Raw genomic sequence first — 15890 nt, 5'->3', positions numbered from 1 at the left:
CTCCCGTCTCGCAGTGCCCCGCCCTACTGCTGCTGGGCGCGCTCCAGGACCAGCTCGCGGACGCGTGCGGCGTCCGCCTGGCCCTTCATGGCCTTCATGACCGAACCGATGATCGCGCCGGCGGCCTGGACCTTGCCGTCGCGGATCTTCTGCAGCACGTCGGGCTGGCCGGCGAGGGCTTCGTCGACCGCGGCGGTGAGGGCGCTGTCGTCCGAGACGACCTTCAGCCCGCGGGCCTCGACGACCTGCGCCGGTGAGCCCTCACCGGCGATGACGCCCTCGAGGACCTGGCGTGCGAGCCGGTCGGTCAGGTCGCCGGACTCGACGAGCGCGATGACCTCGGCGACGTGCTGCGGTGACACGAGGTCACCGGGTGCGGCGTCCTGTGCGTTGGCGACGCGGCTGATCTCGCCGGTCCACCACTTGCGGGCGGCCTGCGGAGCGGCACCGGCGTCGACCGTGGCCTGGACCTCGTCGAGCAGGCCGCCGTTGACGACGTCCTGGAACTCGAGGTCGGCGAAGCCCCACTCGCCCTTGAGCCGACGGCGGCGGGCCACCGGTGCCTCGGGCAGGCCGGCGCGGAGCTCCTCGATGAGGGCCGGGTCCGGCACGACGGGCAGCAGGTCGGGCTCCGGGAAGTACCGGTAGTCGTCCGCGTCCGACTTGGGGCGCCCGGCCGAGGTGCGGCCGGTGTCCTCGTGCCAGTGCCGGGTCTCCTGCGTGATCGTCCCACCGGCGGCGAGGATGGCGGCCTGGCGCTGGATCTCGTAGCGGATGGCGCGCTCGACCGCGCGGAACGAGTTCACGTTCTTCGTCTCGGTCCGGGTGCCGAGCTCCTCCTGTCCCCAGGGGCGCAGCGAGATGTTCGCGTCGCAACGCAGGTTCCCGCGCTCCATCCGGGCCTCGGAGACGCCGAGCGCACGCACGAGGTCGCGGATGACCTGCACGTAGGCGGCACCGAGCTCGGGCGCGCGCTCCTTCGCGCCGATGATCGGCTTCGTGACGATCTCGACGAGCGGCACGCCGGCGCGGTTGTAGTCCACCAGGGAGTACTCGGCGCCCTGGATGCGACCGGTGGCACCGCCGACGTGCGTCAGCTTGCCGGCGTCCTCCTCCATGTGGGCGCGCTCGATCGGCACCTGGAAGATGGTGCCGTCGGCGAGTTCGACCTCGACCTCGCCCTCGAACGCGATCGGCTCGTCGTACTGGGAGATCTGGTAGTTCTTCGGGTTGTCCGGGTAGAAGTAGTTCTTCCGCGCGAACCGCGAGCTCTCGGCGATCGAGCAGCCGAGCGCGAGCCCGAGCTGGATCGAGTAGCGCACGGCCTGCTCGTTGACGACCGGCAGGGACCCGGGCAGGCCGAGGTCGACCGGTGTCACGTTCGTGTTCGGCTCGCCACCAAAGAAGTTCGGCGCGTCCGAGAACATCTTGGTCTTCGTAGCGAGTTCGACGTGCACCTCGAAGCCGAGGACCGGCTCGAACCGCTCGATCGCCTCGTCGAAGTCCATGAGTGCGTCCTTGGCCATCAGATGACACCTTCCTCTGCGGCGGACTGCTGTACGGCGTCCAGGTCCGGGATCCGGGAGATGAGCGGGGCGCCCCACTGCTGCTCGAGGAGCCGCTCGAGGGCCGCGCCGACGCGGTAGAGCCGGGCGTCCTCGCGCTGCGGCGCCATGAGCTGCACGCCGGTCGGCAGGGAGTCCTCCGGCGCGAGGCCGTTCGGGATGCTCATGCCCGGCACACCCGCCAGGTTCGCCGGGATCGTGGTGAGGTCGTTGAGGTACATCGCGAGCGGGTCGTCGATGCGCTCACCGATCTTGAACGCGGTGGTCGGCGCCGACGGGCTGATGAGCAGGTCGACCTGGTCGAACGCGGCGGCGAAGTCCCGCTGCACCAGCGTGCGGACCTTCTGCGCGCTGCCGTAGTAGGCGTCGTAGTAGCCGGCGCTCAGCGCGTAGGTGCCGAGGATGATGCGGCGCTTGACCTCCGGACCGAAGCCGGCCTCACGCGTGGCGGCCATGACGTCCTCGACCGTGGCCCCGCCCTCGGGCGTGACGCGCAGACCGAAGCGCACGGAGTCGAACTTGGCGAGGTTCGAGGACGCCTCGGCCGGGAGGATCAGGTAATAGGCGCTGATCGCGTAGGCGAACGACGGCGCGTCGATCTCGACGACGACCGCACCGGCCGACTCGAGCAGCGCGACGGTCTCCTGGAAGCGCTGCGTCACGCCCGCCTGGAAGCCCTCGCCACCGGCGAGCTCCTTGACGACGCCGATGCGGACGCCCTGGAGCGAGTCGGCCTGCAGGCCCTCCCGCGCGGCGGCGGCGAACGACGGCCACTCCTGGCGGAGCGAGGTCGAGTCCTTCGGGTCGTGCCCGCCGATGACGTCGTGCAGGAGCGCGGCGTCGAGGACGGTGCGGGACACCGGGCCGATCTGGTCGAGGCTCGACGCGAGCGCGATCGCGCCGTAGCGGCTGACGCCACCGTAGGTCGGCTTGACGCCGACGGTGCCGGTGACGGCGCCCGGCTGGCGGATCGACCCACCGGTGTCGGACCCGAGGGCGATCGGCGCCTCGTACGCGGCGACCGCAGCGGCCGAGCCGCCGCCGGACCCGCCGGGGATCCGGTCGAGGTCCCACGGGTTCCGCGTCGGGCCGTAGGCCGAGAACTCGGTCGACGAGCCCATGGCGAACTCGTCCATGTTCGTCTTGCCGAGCGGCACCAGGCCGGCACGGCGGAGCTTCCCGACGGGGGTGGCGTCGTACGGCGGGACCCAGCCCTCGAGGATCTTCGACCCGGAGGTGGTGGGCATGTCCTGCGTGCACAGGACGTCCTTCACGGCGATCGGCACGCCGGCGAGCGGGCCGAGGTCGTCCCCGGCGGCGCGGCGCGAGTCGATCGATTTGGCCGCGGCGAGCGCGTTCTGGTTGACGTGCAGGAACGCGTGCACGTCCCCGTCGACGGCGGCGATGCGGTCGAGGTGCGCCTGGGTCGCCTCGACGCTCGAGACGTCGCGGGCCACGAGGGCGTCGGCGAGCGCAGCGGCGCTCAGTGTGGTGATGTCGTCGGTCACTGTTCCGCCTACTGTTCTTCGCCGAGGATCGCGGTCACGCGGAAGCGCTCGCCGTCCGAGTCGGGGGCACCCGAGAGGGCCTGCTCCTGGGTGAGCGTTTGGCCGACCTCGTCGGGGCGGGAAACGTTCTCGAGCGGGACCGGGTGGCTCGTCGCGGGGACGTCCGGTGTCGCGACCTCGGTGACCTTCGCGACGCTGTCGACGATGAGTGACAGCTCCTCGGTCATCTTCTCGATCTCGTCGGGCGTGAGTGCGATACGTGCGAGGTTCGCCAGGTGGGCGACCTGCTCGCTCGTGATGTCAGGCATGGTGCTCCGTCGATCGGTTCGTGGAATGCCGCCCAGTCTATTGGGCGGGCCGGACGGAGGTCGGACGCCCCTCCTCGGCTCGGGACCCGGACCCGGACCCGCAGCCGAGCCGGGCGTCCGAGCAGGACGCCTGGTGCTCAGCGCTCCGCAGCGGCCTGCCCGGGGGCTGACCCCGTGCCCACACCACCGGGCCCGGCTGCCGCCGCTCCACCCTGGCCCGCAGCCGGGGCCGGGGCCGCTGGCGCAGCCGGAGCCGGAGCTGACGCCGCGGGCCCGATGAGCGCCGGGTCGGGCGCAGGCAACGGCCCCCCGCCGACGACGCCGTCCAGGTAGGCCATCATCTGCTTGCCGACCCCGAACTTCGCGCTGTACCCGGTCGTCCCCTGCAGGAACGGCCAGTCCGCCAACCGGACGTGGCCCTGCACGTTGCCGATCCACGTGGCGTTCGTGTACTTCGTCGACGAGGCGATGAGCCAGTTCTGCTCGTCACCGTCGGTCGTGCCGGTCTTCGCGAACTTCGGCACCGCGTCGCCGGGGTTCGCACTCGCGGCCGTCCCCTTCCCCGACAGCACGCCCTGGAGCGCGTAGTCGACGGTGCCGGCGACCTCGGCGCTGACGCCGCGCGAGCACGTGGGCGGGGTCGGTCGGATCGTGCCGCCGCTGGCGGTCGTCACGGAGTCGATCGTGGTCGGCGTGCAGACGATGCCGCCGTTCGCGAAGCCGGCGTACGCCTCGGCGAGGTCGATCGGCGACAGTGGGTTCGTTCCCAGGACCGACGCCGGGTTCGAGTCGGGTGCACTGCCGTCGGCCTGGTGGATGCCCATCGCCTCGGCGGTCTTCTGGATGCCGCACAGGTCGAGCTGCTTCGCCATCGCGCCGAACGCGGTGTTGATCGACTCCACGGTGGCCGCGAGCACACTCATCGTCGGTTCCACCTGCTCGGCGTTGGCGACCTGCCACGGCGCACCGCCGACACCGACGCACGAGTTCGTGAACTCCGACTGCGGGAACGTGTGCTCGGTCGTCGACACCGACTGCGACAGCGTGTGTCCGTTCGCCAACCAGTCCGCCAGGGTGAAGACCTTGTAGGTGGAACCGGTCGGGAAGCCGCCCGAGCTGCCGACGGCCTGGTCCGCGTTGTAGTTCACCGCCGTGGCACCGGCGGTCGGGGCGTCCGACTGCGTGTAGTCCGTGTTCTGCACCATCGACAGCACGCGTCCCGTCCCGGGTTCGACGGTGACGTTCGCCCCACCGGCGTCGACGCCCGCCATGGTGGTCGGCACGTACGACGACAGCGCCGCCTGCGCGGTGTGCTGCAGGTCGAGGTCGAGCGAGGTGTGGATCGACAGCCCCTTCGTGTCGAGCGTCGCGATCCGGTCCGAGGCCGTCTTCCCGAACGCCGGGTCCGCGAGCAGCTGTGACCGCACGGCGTCGCAGAAGTACCCCGCGTCGTACTTCGTCGCGGCGCTCGAGCACCCGTTCGCGGTGTCGGTGATCCGCGGTGTGATCGGCGTCGCGACCGCCTTCCGCAGGGCAGCCGCCGAGATCGTGCCGTGGGCGTGCATGCGGCGCAGGACGTAGTCGCGCCGGACCTTCGTCAGCCGGTACCCGTTCGCCGCACCGTTCGCGGTGCTGTCCGGCTCGTCGATGCGCAGGTACGACGGGTTGTTGAGGATCGCCACCAGGGTCGCGGACTGCACGAGGGAGAGGTCCGCCGCGTGCACGCCGAAGTAGTACTCCGCACCGGCCTCCGCACCGTAGACACGCCCGCCGAGGCCGACGATGTTGAGGTACCCGGTCAGGACCTGGTCCTTCGTGTACTTCTGGTCGACCGCGATCGCGTACCGGATCTCCTGGAGCTTCCGGGCCTCGGTCTGGCCGGCGACCTTGTCGTAACAGGCGTCCACCTTCGTCTTGGTGGACGCGGGGTCCTTGCCGGTGAGCTGCTCGCACTGCTGCACGAGCACGTTCTTCACGTACTGCTGGGTGATGCTCGACCCGCCTTGGACACCCGCGTGCAGGGCGTCGGCGATGGCGGCGCGGATGGTGCCGACGACGTCGATGCCGCCCTCGTCGCGGAACCGGGGGTCCTCGGTGTCGATCGCGGCCTGCTTGAGGCTGTCGGCGATCTGCGACGACGTCACGTCCGTGCGGTTCTCCGCGTAGAACGAGGCGATCGGCACGTCCTTGCCACCCTGCTCCGCGTAGACGGTCGAGAGCTGTTGCGGTGTCTGGATGTCGAGGTAGCTCGGCAGGTCCTCGAAGAACTCCGCGGCCCCCGAGGCCCCCTCGCCCGCCACCGCCACCGTCGGCGTCACCGCGACGGCGACGAGCAGCCCGGCGAGCACGGACATGACGACGAACATCAGGAAGGCCCCCGGCCAGCGCGCGATCCGCATGTCGAGGACGGTAGGGAGCCGCGCTGGGTCGGGTCTGCTGCGCGCCGGCTCGGGGCTGCGCGGCCGCACAGGAAGGCGCACGACCGGCTCGCACCCGCCCCGACGGTGCGGCCGGGAGGCACGGATCGCCTCCCAGCGCACCCCCGGGTCACGATCCGGTCACGTCCGCCGACCCCGTGGTCGTCAGTCACGCGGCTGGAGGTCCTGCGGCCGGACGAGGTACATGTCCGGCGTCGCCTGGACGATGTCGCCGTGCCGGCCGTCGCCCTCGTGGTGCTCACCACGGACCAGGTCACCCCGTCCGACCGCGATGAGCGCCACGTCGTGCAGCGACGCAGTGCCCGGCTTGAGGTAGTCGTTGTGCCCGAACGGCTGTCGGAACACGTCGCCGCCTCCGTCCGGGTCGTCCGCGACGAGGAGGTCGAGCCGTGCCGCCCCGAACGCGGCGAGGCCCGGGTCGGTCCCGAAGAAGCCGGTCCCGGCGACCGGGTCCCAGTGCGCTCCGCCGACGTACACCTGCCCCGGGGTCACCGCGAGTTGGTCGGCCGTGGTGACCGCGCTGCCGGGCGACCCCAGCATGGTGAGGCTGTCGACCGTGACCCGCCCCGAGGAGAGTGCGATCATCGCGGTGGTGGACCCGTACGAGTGCGCCACGACGCCGAGCCGTGGCTCGTGGCCGGTGCGGACGGATCGGATGCCGTCGAGCGTCCGGACGAGTCGGTCCGCCCCGAGGTGCGCGAGGTCGAGCGACATGAAGTCGGAGATGCCCGGCGTGCGGTAGCCCATCCAGGCCAGGACCGCCACCCCGGGTCCGTCCGCGGGTGCCGCGACGGGGGCGACGGTCGCCTGCTCCCGGTACACGTCACCGGCGGTCGCGGTGAAGTCCGCCATCTGCCCGTTCACGGTGAAGAAGATGCCCGGGACGACGACCGACACGTGCCCGGCCGTCCCGATGTCACCGACCGAGATCGCGCACCGACCGCTCCCCCGCGTGTCCAGCGTGACGAGGTACTTGCGCGGGTCGCCGGGCTCCTGCTCGAGCGATTCCTGCACCTGTCCGAGCATCGCGGCCAACGCCGTCGGGGCCTGCGGGTCGGCGAGTTCCGACGTCAGCACCGCTCGGTTCGCCGCGTCCCGCACGTCGAAGGGGACCCCGTCGAGGTTGCCGACGACCGCCGGGGCGTCGTCGGTGAGGACGGTCCGCGTCGCGGGTGAGAGCGCCGACCACCACGCCGTCACCGTGCTGCTGGTGGGCGGGTCGTCCATCGCGGTGGTGAGGACCCGGCCGTCGGCGTCGGCCGCGCGCAGGACGGTCGGCGGTGCCGCCGCGAGCACCTCGAGCCAGCGCTGCCCGGTGGCGTCGGCGAGAGCGTCGACGGCTCCGTCCCGTCCCTGCTCGGGAGGCGCGTGTCGCATGGGCGCGGACGAGGTCGCCTGGACGACGGCGACGGCGGGCACGGCCGGGGCCTCGACCACTCCCTGCGAGTGCATCGAGGCGGTCAGCAGCGCCGCGGCGAAGAGCAGCAAACGGGTCTCCCCCTGGAAGGCCAGCCTGTCGTTCCCCTGCAGACGACAGGTGATGCGCTGTCGAGTGTATGGAGAACGGCCCTTCGGGGGTCATGCGGGATGCAACTTGCCCCCCGTACTGGGGACAGGCCCTGGCGCGTCGCAGCAGCCGGATCCCGCTCCGGTGTGCATGCGTCCGCATCAGGTCGCGGGCTTCTCCGTGTCGTCCGGCACCGCGTCGTCCGGCACAGCGTCGTCCGGGGCCGGATCGGCGAGCGCTGCCGGCCCCTCGGTGACGAGGACCGCGAACTGCGCCGCGTCGATGACCCGCACGCCGAGCTGCTCGGCCTTGGTCAGCTTCGACCCCGCACCCGGCCCGGCAGCGACGAAGTCGGTCTTCTTGCTGACGCTCGACGCGGCCTTCCCGCCCGCGGCCATGATCGCCTCGAGCGCGCCCTCCCGCGTGAAGCCCTCCAGCGATCCCGTGGCGACGACGGTCACGCCGCTGAGCACACCGCCCTCGGCGACGGCTGCGCCCGGGCCCGGGTGGCCGGGGGTGGTGAGCTGCACGCCGGCCGCGGTCCACCGGTCGATGATCTCGCGGTGCCAGTCGACCTCGAACCAGTCGAGGAGGGCGTCCGCGATGATGCCGCCGACGCCGTCGACCGCCGCCAGGTCCTCCCGCGAGGAGGACCGGATCGCGTCGAGCGACCCGAAGTGGTTCGCCAGCGCGCGGGCCGCCACGGGTCCCACGTGCCGGATGTTCAGGCCGACCAGGATCCGCCACAGCGGCCTCGTCTTCGCGGCGTCGATGTTCGCGAGCATCTCGAACGCGTTCTTCGAGGGGTAGCGGCCCGGCTCCCCCGTGTAGTCGGCGCCGCGGGCCTCGGGGTCGAACGGCGGGTCGGTCTTCTTGCGCGCCCGGCTGAACGGGGTGACGCGCTTCGGGGCGCCGCCGTCCTCGGTCTTCTCCATGCCGGTCTCGGCGTCCCGCACGATGACCTCGATGGGGACGATGTCCTCCATCGTCAGTTCGAAGAGCCCGGCCTCCGTCACCAGGGGCGGCGTCTCCGGGTACACCGGTTGGGTCAGGGCGGCGGCGGCGACCTCGCCGAGGCCCTCGATGTCGAGCGACCCGCGCGATGCGATGTGCTCCACCCGCCCGCGCACCTGCGCCGGGCAGCTCTCCGCGTTCGGGCAGCGGAGGTCGATGTCCCCCTCCTTCGCCGGACGGAGCGGGGTACCGCACTCGGGGCAGTCCGTCGGCATCACGAACTCGCGCTCGGTGCCGTCACGGAGCTCCACCACGGGGCCGAGGACCTCGGGGATGACGTCGCCGGCCTTGCGCAGCACGACGGTGTCGCCGATCAGCACGCCCTTCGCCTTGACGACCTGCTGGTTGTGCAGCGTCGCCTGTCGCACGACCGAGCCGGCGACCTCGGCCGGGGCCATCGACGCGAACGGTGTCGCGCGCCCGGTCCGTCCGACGCTCACGACGATGTCGAGCAGCTTCGTGTGGACCTCCTCCGGCGGGTACTTGTACGCGATCGCCCACCGTGGCGCGCGGGAGGTCGATCCGAGCTCCTCGTGCAGGGCCAGGTCGTCGACCTTGATGACGATGCCGTCGATCTGGTGCTCGACCGCCGACCGGCGCTCCCCGTAGTCCGTGACGAACCCCAGGACGTCCTCGATCGAGTCGAACACGCGGTGGTGCGTGCCGGTCGGCAGTCCCCACTCGTGCAGGAGCTCGTACACCTCGGACTGGGCGCGGACGTCGGTGTCCCGCTCGAGGTCCCGCACCGGCCAGGCACCGATGCCGTGCACGAGCATCCGGAGTCGGCGGAGGCGGTCGACCATGAGCTCGCGCTTCGCCGGGGACTTGCCCTCTTCCTTCTGGCGCAGGGAGCCCGCTGCTGCGTTGCGGGGGTTGGCGAACACGCGTTCGCCGGCGTCGCGCTGCCGGGCGTTCAGCTCGTCGAACTGCGCGACCGGGAAGAAGATCTCGCCGCGGACCTCCACGAGGGGCGGGTGTCCGGTGCCGGCGAGCCGGTCGGGGATGGTGCCCATCGTCCGGACGTTGCCGGTGACGTCCTCACCGACGACGCCGTCGCCACGGGTCGCCGCCGAGACGAGCCGGCCGTGCTCGTACCGCAGGTTGATGGCGAGGCCGTCGATCTTCAGCTCCGTGAGGAACCGCACGCGCTCGGTCCCGGCGTCCCGCTGGACCTTGAGCGCCCAGTCGGTCAGTTCCTCCGGGCTGAACACGTTGTCGAGACTGAGCATGCGTTCGGCGTGCTCCACCGGCGCGAACTGCGTCGTCTGGGCCTGCCCGCCGACGGTCTGCGTCGGGCTGTCCTCGGTGAGCAGCTCGGGGAAGCGCTGCTCGATCGCGTCGAGCCGGCGCATCATCGCGTCGTACTCGGCGTCGGCGACGGGGGAACCGTTGCCCTCGTAGTAGGCGTGACGCAGCTCGGTGACACGGGCGCGGAGCCGGTCGACCTCCCGAGCGGCCTGCGCGGCGTCGAGCCCCGCGGGGTCGATGGTCTCGAAGGTCGCGTCGGTCTCGCTCATGCAGTCAGTTCTACCGTGCTCCACCGACGCCGCGCGCAGCAGCGGTGCGCCCGTCCGGGGGCGTGGACCGCCGGATCAGGCGGGGACGGGAGCGGCCGACACCGTGGTGTCGATCGTGCACTGCCCGAGCACCCGGGTGCCGACGTACACGACCGCGGTCTGCCCCGGTGCGACGCCGGACAGGGGCTCGTCGGGCTCGATCACGAGGGCGCCGTCCTCGACCCGTGCGGTCGCGGGCTCGGGGTCGGCGTGGGCGCGGATCTGCACGTCGCACCGGAACGGCGTCGACGGGTCGGACGGGGCCGATCCCGCCCAGGTGTACCGGGTGCCGGAGAGCGATGCGACGTCGAGGGCCTCCTTCGGGCCGACCACGACGGTGTTGTCCTTCGGTCGGATCTCGAGCACGAAGCGGGGCTTGCCGTCGGCTGCGGGACGGCCGAGTGCGAGGCCGCGACGCTGTCCGACGGTGTACCCGGTGGCGCCCTCGTGGGAGCCGACCACTGTTCCGTCGCGCTCCACGACCTCGCCGGGCGCGGTGCCGACACGGTCCGCCAGCCAGCCGCGGGTGTCGCCGTCCGGGATGAAGCAGATGTCGTAGGAGTCCGGCTTCTGCGCGACCGTCAGCCCGCGCGCCGCCGCCTCGGCCCGGACCTCGTCCTTGGACGGGGTGGCGCCCAGCGGGAACATCGCGTGCCGGAGCTGCTCGGCGGTCAGCACGCCGAGGACGTACGACTGGTCCTTCGCCCACGCCGCCGAGCGGTGCAGCTCGCGCGAGCCGTCGGCGCCGGTGACGATCGAGGCGTAGTGCCCGGTGCAGACCGCGTCGAAGCCGAGGGCGAGGGCCTTCTCGAGCAGCGCGGCGAACTTGATGCGCTCGTTGCACCGCATGCACGGGTTCGGGGTGCGCCCCGCCTGGTACTCGGCCACGAAGTCGTCGACGACGTCCTCCTTGAAGCGCGCCGAGAAGTCCCACACGTAGTACGGGATGCCGAGTGCGGCGGCGGCCCGCTGGGCGTCCATCGAGTCCTCGATGGTGCAGCAGCCGCGACTGCCGGTCCGGAGGGTGCCCGGCATCCGGCTCAGGGCGAGGTGCACGCCGACGACGTCGTGGCCGGCCTCGACCGCCCGGGCAGCGGCCACCGCCGAGTCGACCCCACCGCTCATCGCCGCCAGAACACGCATGCGTCCAGGGTAACTCCGACACCGGCGTACCGTTGCTCGACGATGACGAGCACCCCGAACGACGGCTTCGACCTCCGTGGCGTCCTGCTGTCCGGCTTCCTGCCCGCGGCGCTCTTCGCGATCGGCGAGGGCGCGATCATCCCGATCATCCCGATCGCCGCGGACTCCCTCGGGGCGAGCCTCGCGATCGCCGGCTTCGTCGCGTCCCTCATCCTCGTCGGCGAGCTCATCGGCGACGTGCCCTCCGGGGTCGTCGTCGCGCGGATCGGCGAACGGAACGCGATGATCGGCGCCGCGGTCGTGTCGGTCGTCGGCCTGCTCGTCTGCACGGCAGCGCCGAACCCGGTCGTGCTCGCGGTCGGGGTCTTCCTGGTCGGCCTGTCGACGGCGGTGTTCGCGCTCGCCCGGCACGCCTACATGACCACCGCGATCCCGCTCCGGATCCGGGCCCGCGCGCTGTCGAGCCTGGGCGGGGTGTTCCGCTTCGGCTACTTCGTCGGCCCGTTCCTCGCCGCGGGCGTCGTGCACCTCACGGGGACGACGCAGAGCGCGTTCTGGGTGCACGTCGTGTGCTGTCTCGGCGCGGCCGTCGTGCTCCTCGTCATCCGCGACCCGGCGACGGGCGCGCGCGGCCTGCAGTGGCCGCGCCGCGCCTCCCGGCCGGCGCCCGCGGAGCACGAGGGCGAGCAGTTCGTGCAGGCGGAGTCCGAGGGGCTGTTCCGCACCCTCCGTCAGCACCACCGGGTCCTCGTCCGGCTCGGCAGCGGTGCCGCGCTCATCGGCGCGATGCGGGCGGGCCGCCAGGTGATCCTGCCGCTCTGGGCGGTCAACGTCGGACTCGACGACTCGGCGGCCGCGCTCGTGATCGGCATCGCCGGGGCGGTCGACTTCGCGCTGTTCTACACGAGCGGCCAGATCATGGACCGGTGGGGCCGGCTGGCGAGCGCCCTGCCCTGCATGCTCGGCCTGAGCGTCTGTTACTTCCTGCTCGCCGGGAGCGACCACCTCGACGCCCGGGTCGGTTGGTTCGTCGCGGTGGCGATGGCGATGTCGCTCGCGAACGGCGTCGGCTCCGGCATCCTCATGACGCTCGGTGCCGACCTCGCGCCCGCCGACCGTCCGGCACCGTTCCTCGGGGCGTGGCGGTTCACCGGGGACGTCGGCTCCGCGGCAGCCCCGCTCGTCATCTCGGGTGTCACCGCGGTCGCGACGATCGCGGTCGCGAGCGGGGTGATGGGCGTGCTCGGGCTCGTCGGTGCCGGCGTCCTGCTCCGCTACGTGCCGCGCTACCTGTCCCGCACGCTGCGCTGAGCGGCGCCGCCCCGGCGGTGTCCCGCCGCGGGTGGCCGGCCGGCCGACGGGTGGCCCACTGCGGCTCCGCCACGGGCCCTCCTGCGTACACTGGTGCGGCCAGCGGGAGTGGTGGAATCGGTAGACACGCAGGATTTAGGTTCCTGTGCTTCGGCGTGAGGGTTCGAGTCCCTCCTTCCGCACCGGGTGACGCGGGACCGACGGTCCCGGTCCGTGAGCCGGCGATCGTCGATCGACGTCAGCCTGACGACGGATGGCCAGGACATGCCCGCACGGTACCCTCGGTCCGGCGGGTGCCATCCGCCCTCGTCCGCCGACCGGAAGAACCATGGACTCCGTCGCACTCGCCCTGATCCCCTGGCTGGATCCGCAGTACATCCTCGACCACTTCGGGGCGTTCGCCGTGCTCGTCGTCTGCGCCATCATCTTCGCCGAGACGGGCCTGCTGGTCGGGTTCATCTTCCCCGGGGACAGCCTGCTCGTCATCACGGGCCTGTTCGCCTTCGACCGCCACGGGCAGATCGGCGGCATCCCGATCTGGGTCGTCGCGCTCATGATCGGCGCCGCCGCGTTCATCGGCGGCGAGCTCGGGTACTACATCGGCAAGAAGGCCGGACCGCCCATCTTCGAGCGGAAGGACAGCGGTCTGTTCTCGAAGGCGAACGTCGACCGGACGAACGCGTTCTTCCACCGGTACGGGGCCCTCGCGGTGATCCTCGCCCGCTTCGTCCCCGTCGTCCGGACCTTCGCACCGATCGCCGCCGGCGTCGGCCGGATGAACTACCGGAAGTACTCGCTGTACAACGCCGTCGGGGCGGTCATCTGGGGCGTCGGCGTGACGTTCCTCGGGTACTTCCTCGGGTACATCCCCGCGGTGGCGTACATCGTGCGCAACTACATCGACGTGATCCTGCTCGCCGCCGTCGTCGTCACGGTGGTCCCCGCCGTCATCACGTACGTCCGCAACTCCCGCAAGGCGAAGCAGGCCGACCCGCTGCCGTAGCCGCCGCAGTGGCCGACGGACGCCGGCCCGACGGACGGACGCCGGCCCGACCGAGGCCGGCGCGAGCTGGACCAGCACAACACGAACCGGCTCGAACCACGGAGATCCGCGGTTCGAGCCGGTTCGTGTTGTGCCCGTCCGATCGGCACCGGGCACCGGGCACCGGGCACCGGGCACCGGGCACCCCGCCAACCGCGAGCGGCTACCGCTCCGCGCCCTCGAACCACTCGCGGACGATCGGCGCGATGCCCCGGAACGCCTTCGACCGGTGGCTCAGCGCGTTCTTCTCGGCGCGGGTCAACTCCGCTGCCGACCCCTCCGCGTCGTCCGGCCGGAACACCGGGTCGTAGCCGTGGCCGCCGTCACCGACCGGCTCGGTGCCGACCTCGCCGTTCCACACCGCCTCGAACACGTGCTCGGTACCGGAGGGCGTCGCGAACGCAGCGGCGCAGACGAAGGCCGCGGTCCGCTCGACCACGCCCTCCAGGTTCTGCAGGAGCAGTGCGATGTTGTCCGCGTCCACCCGGGTGCCGGCGTACCGGGCGGAGTGGATGCCCGGCGCACCCCCGAGCGCGTCGACCGCGATGCCCGAGTCGTCCGCGAGCGCGGGCAGCCCCGTGTGGGCGACCGCCGCCCGGGCCTTGATGAGCGCGTTCGCCGCGTAGGTGTCCCCGTCCTCGACCGGCTCGGGGCCGTCGTACGCGACGAGCTCGACCCCGCCGAGGGCCTCGCCGAGGATCTCCCGCAGCTCGACGACCTTGCCCTGGTTGTGCGTCGCGAGGACGACCGTGCCGGTCACGAGGACAGCCCCAGCACCTCGCGCTGGACGGCGGCGAGCGAGGCGTTGCCCGCGAGTCCGAGGTCGAGCAGCGCGTCGAGCTCCTCGCGGTCGAACGGCGCGTGCTCCGCCGTGCCCTGCACCTCGATGAACTTCCCCGACCCGGTCGTGACGATGTTCATGTCGGTGTCGGCGCGCGAGTCCTCCTCGTACGCCAGGTCGAGCATCGGCACCCCGCCGACGATCCCGACCGAGATCGCCTGCACGCTGTCCGTCAGCGGCGTCGCCTTCTTGCCGATGAAGCCCTTCGACCGGCCCCACTCGATCGCGTCGGCCATCGCGACGTACGCGCCGGTGATCGACGCCGTGCGGGTGCCGCCGTCGGCCTGCAGCACGTCGCAGTCGAGGACGAGCGTGTTCTCGCCCAGGCCCTTCATGTCGACGACCGCGCGGAGCGACCGGCCGATCAGTCGCGAGATCTCGTGCGTGCGGCCGCCGACCTTGCCCTTGATCGACTCGCGCTGCATGCGTTCGTTCGTCGACCGCGGGAGCATCGAGTACTCGGCGGTGACCCAGCCGGTGCCCTTGCCGGCCATCCAGCGCGGGACACCGTTCGTGAACGAGGCGGTGCAGAGGACCTTCGTGTTCCCGAACGAGATGAGCGCGCTGCCCTCGGCCTGGCTGCTCCAGCCGCGTTCGATCGTGACGGGGCGGTGGTCGGTGGTCGTCCGACCGTCGATGCGGACGGGTCCGTCGGTGGCGTTCATGGTGTTCCTCTCGGTCCGGCCTGGAGGCTCGGTGCGGGTGGTCCGGTCGGTCGCGCGCCCGCCGGGTGGCGGGCCGGGCAAGGTCAGCGCAGGGCGCGTGGGAGCGTGATGGTGCCGGTCTCGAGGTGGCCGACGGCGGCGACCTCGGGTCCGAGGAAGCGACGGGCGAGCCGGACGAAGCCGTCGGGGTCGGCACCGGTGGCCTCGAACGAGTGGCTCGGCGGCTCGGTGCTCGTGCGCTCGAGCCCGTGTTCGACCAGGCGGCGGTAGACGTCGCTCGCGGTCTCCTCGGCGCTGGAGACGAGCGTGACGTCCGGCCCCATCACGTACTGGATCGCGGCCGACATGAGCGGGTAGTGCGTGCAGCCGAGGACGAGGGTGTCGACCCCGGCGGCCCGGACCGGGGCGAGGTACCCGGCGGCGACCTCGCGGAGTTCGGCGGACGAGGTGTCGCCCGCCTCGACGAACTCGACGAACCGCGGGCACGCGGCCGTGGTGAGGGTGACGTCGGCGGCGACCGCGAAGGCGTCCTCGTAGGCGCGGGACGCGATGGTGCCGATCGTGCCGATGACCCCGATCCGTCCGGTGCGGGTCTGCTTGACGGCCGCGCGGGCCGCGGGCTGGATGACCTCGACGACGGGGATGCCCGTCGCCTGCTCGTACCGTTCGCGGGCGTCCCGGAGCACCGCCGAGGACGCGGTGTTGCACGCGATGACGAGTGCCTTGACGCCCTGGTCGACGAGATCGTCCATCACCTGCAGCGCGTACCGCCGGACGTCGGCGATCGGCTTCGGGCCGTACGGCGAGTGCAGGGTGTCCCCGACGTAGCGGACGCTCTCGCGGGGCAGCTGGTCGATGATCGCCCGGGCCACCGTGAGCCCGCCGACGCCGCTGTCGAAGACTCCGATCGGTGCATCCGTCACGGTGACCAGCGTACCGACGCCACCGACGGGGCGGACGCGCACCGGACCTCCCGGCGGTCCCTGGCCGGG

The 15890-nt window shown here is 72.0% G+C and carries 12 protein-coding genes and 1 tRNA gene; 3 read left to right on the top strand and 10 right to left on the bottom strand.

From position 1 onward, the window contains the following. Positions 1 to 23: 23 nt before the first annotated feature. The 7 genes from gatB to mnmA all read right to left on the bottom strand — a co-directional run bounded on the left by gatB (position 24) and on the right by mnmA (position 11039). Positions 24 to 1526 carry an Asp-tRNA(Asn)/Glu-tRNA(Gln) amidotransferase subunit GatB gene (gatB, locus tag DEJ34_RS04440; protein ID WP_110823726.1) on the bottom strand — a complete coding sequence of 501 codons (1503 nt, stop codon included), beginning with the start codon at positions 1524 to 1526 and terminating at the stop codon, positions 24 to 26. After that, positions 1526 to 3073 carry an Asp-tRNA(Asn)/Glu-tRNA(Gln) amidotransferase subunit GatA gene (gene gatA / locus DEJ34_RS04435; protein WP_110911528.1) on the bottom strand — a complete coding sequence of 516 codons (1548 nt, stop codon included), beginning with the start codon at positions 3071 to 3073 and terminating at the stop codon, positions 1526 to 1528. Before gatA ends, gatB begins: the two co-directional genes overlap by 1 nt. An 8-nt stretch (positions 3074 to 3081) precedes the next feature. Continuing rightward, entirely contained in the window at positions 3082 to 3381 is a 300-nt protein-coding gene (gene gatC, locus DEJ34_RS04430) for an Asp-tRNA(Asn)/Glu-tRNA(Gln) amidotransferase subunit GatC (protein WP_110823724.1), read from the bottom strand. 137 nt (positions 3382 to 3518) lie between these two features. After that, entirely contained in the window at positions 3519 to 5780 is a 2262-nt protein-coding gene (locus tag DEJ34_RS04425; protein ID WP_110911529.1) for a transglycosylase domain-containing protein, read from the bottom strand. A gap of 183 nt (positions 5781 to 5963) precedes the next feature. Further along, a complete protein-coding gene (locus DEJ34_RS04420) occupies positions 5964 to 7307 on the bottom strand; it encodes an alpha/beta hydrolase (RefSeq protein ID WP_110901327.1) in 1344 nt (447 codons plus the stop codon). A gap of 180 nt (positions 7308 to 7487) precedes the next feature. Further along, complete coding sequence (gene ligA, locus DEJ34_RS04415) at positions 7488 to 9857, bottom strand: NAD-dependent DNA ligase LigA (RefSeq protein ID WP_110911530.1); 2370 nt, start codon at positions 9855 to 9857, stop codon at positions 7488 to 7490. Between the two features lie 75 nt (positions 9858 to 9932). Further along, the gene (gene mnmA, locus DEJ34_RS04410) at positions 9933 to 11039 is read right to left on the bottom strand and encodes a tRNA 2-thiouridine(34) synthase MnmA (protein ID WP_110911531.1); all 1107 of its coding nucleotides are present in this window, start codon (positions 11037 to 11039) and stop codon (positions 9933 to 9935) included. A gap of 42 nt (positions 11040 to 11081) precedes the next feature. Here mnmA and DEJ34_RS04405 point away from each other — a divergent pair, with 42 nt between their 5' ends. The 3 genes from DEJ34_RS04405 to DEJ34_RS04395 all read left to right on the top strand — a co-directional run bounded on the left by DEJ34_RS04405 (position 11082) and on the right by DEJ34_RS04395 (position 13353). After that, positions 11082 to 12350: an MFS transporter gene (locus DEJ34_RS04405; protein WP_110911532.1), complete on the top strand. Its 1269-nt coding sequence runs from the start codon at positions 11082 to 11084 to the stop codon at positions 12348 to 12350. 102 nt (positions 12351 to 12452) lie between these two features. Beyond that, positions 12453 to 12532 (top strand) — tRNA-Leu (locus tag DEJ34_RS04400). Between the two features lie 146 nt (positions 12533 to 12678). Beyond that, positions 12679 to 13353, top strand: coding sequence for a DedA family protein (locus DEJ34_RS04395; protein WP_110823718.1), 675 nt, complete (start codon positions 12679 to 12681; stop codon positions 13351 to 13353). Positions 13354 to 13555: 202 nt separating this feature from the next. Here DEJ34_RS04395 and rdgB read toward each other — a convergent pair whose 3' ends face one another. The 3 genes from rdgB to murI form a co-directional block, all read right to left on the bottom strand. Then, the gene (gene rdgB / locus DEJ34_RS04390) at positions 13556 to 14152 is read right to left on the bottom strand and encodes an RdgB/HAM1 family non-canonical purine NTP pyrophosphatase (RefSeq protein ID WP_110911533.1); all 597 of its coding nucleotides are present in this window, start codon (positions 14150 to 14152) and stop codon (positions 13556 to 13558) included. Next, on the bottom strand, positions 14149 to 14898 hold the full coding sequence (gene rph, locus DEJ34_RS04385; protein ID WP_110823716.1) for a ribonuclease PH: 750 nt from the start codon (positions 14896 to 14898) through the stop codon (positions 14149 to 14151). Before rph ends, rdgB begins: the two co-directional genes overlap by 4 nt. Before the next feature lie 83 nt (positions 14899 to 14981). Next, positions 14982 to 15821 (bottom strand): glutamate racemase, encoded by an 840-nt coding sequence (gene murI / locus DEJ34_RS04380; RefSeq protein ID WP_110911567.1) that lies wholly within the window; start codon positions 15819 to 15821, stop codon positions 14982 to 14984. Between the last annotated feature and the right edge of the window lie 69 nt (positions 15822 to 15890).

This window comes from Curtobacterium sp. MCPF17_050, assembly GCF_003224435.2.
In the GTDB taxonomy this organism is placed as follows: Bacteria; Actinomycetota; Actinomycetes; order Actinomycetales; family Microbacteriaceae; genus Curtobacterium.
This window is presented reverse-complemented; position numbering and strand designations above follow the sequence as displayed.